The following is a 1,244-nucleotide window of genomic DNA, read 5'->3' on the forward strand; positions in this document are numbered from 1 at the left end:
TTCTCTAGATCGGATTATCTGCAAGCCTCCTGGTTAGGGGCGTTGGGAAAGCCAAGCCATGTTTGATTCGGTGGGCGAAGAGACTCAAACTCGCAAGAGGTTTATCACCATGCTACGAGTTCCGGTTTTATCCCCCAGTGGGAAACCATTAATGCCAACCAAGCCCAGTCGAGCAAGACGTTGGATTCGAGATGGGGTAGCCGTGGGAAAATGGTCAGACCTGGGCGTGTTCTACGTTCAACTAACTCAGCAACCGTCTGGGGAAGAGACTCAACCGATTGCGGTTGGAGTTGACCCGGGGAAACTGTATAGCGGTGTTGGGGTGCAATCACCCAAGGCAACCCTATTTCTGGCTCACTTGGTTCTCCCATTCCCAGCCGTCAAAGACCGAATGAAACAACGTCGCATGATGCGGCGTGGAAGGCGTGGGAGACGGATTAACCGCAATTGGGCCTATTCCAAGCGTGCCCATCGGCAGAAGCGCTTTAACAACCGCAGACAAAACAAATTACCTCCCAGTATTCGAGCCAACCGACAACTTGAATTGCGGGTGGTGACTGAACTATGCCGCCTATTCCCCGTCAGTAAGATCGTCTATGAGTATGTAAAGGCAAAAGGGTCCAAGTCCTTCTCGCCTGTAATGGTGGGGCAAAAAGTGATGCTGGGCTGGTTGTCAAAACTAGCCCAGGTTAAGACTCAATTTGGGTATGAAACGGCTAATCTCAGGACTGCGTTAAGGTTAGTCAAGTCAAAAGACAAGTCGGCTCAAACTCCTGAAACTCATGCCGTGGATGGACTGACTCTGGCCTGTTCTGAGTTGGTCAAATATGAACCGTTCCACACTGCCAACACTCACGGTCATACCTGGAAGGGTTTGGTTCAGTTAACACCATCCATCTTTAAAGTGATTCGCAGACCTCCCATTTCTCGTAGACAACTGCACTTGATGGTTCCGGCCAAAGGTGGGGTGCGTCGTAAATATGGCGGTACCACCACACGGCATGGGGTCAGGAAGGGTGACATTGTGCGTGCTGAAATGGCAGGTCGGGTTATCGTCGGCTGGGTGAGTGGTGACACTCACAGACAGGTTTCTGTCAGCGATATCAACTGGAAGCGGTTGGGTCAATTCACCGCTTCTAAGGTCTCTTTGATTGCGCGTAGTACAAACTTGGTGGTTTCGGGGGCATTGAACCCCACTCAACCACCGCTCCTATCCCTCCCCCACCTGCTACGCGAGGATGGGT

At 51.8% G+C, this 1,244-nt stretch carries 1 protein-coding gene; it reads left to right on the forward strand.

The window, feature by feature from the left end; genetic code table 11:
• Positions 1-58 precede the first annotated feature (58 nt).
• Positions 59-1,244: RRXRR domain-containing protein (locus P5674_RS24870; RefSeq protein WP_315670405.1), on the forward strand; the 1,186-nt coding region annotated here is incomplete at its 3' end.

Source organism: Limnospira sp. PMC 289.06 (assembly GCF_032350395.1).
Taxonomy (GTDB): Bacteria; Cyanobacteriota; Cyanobacteriia; order Cyanobacteriales; family Microcoleaceae; genus Limnospira; species Limnospira platensis.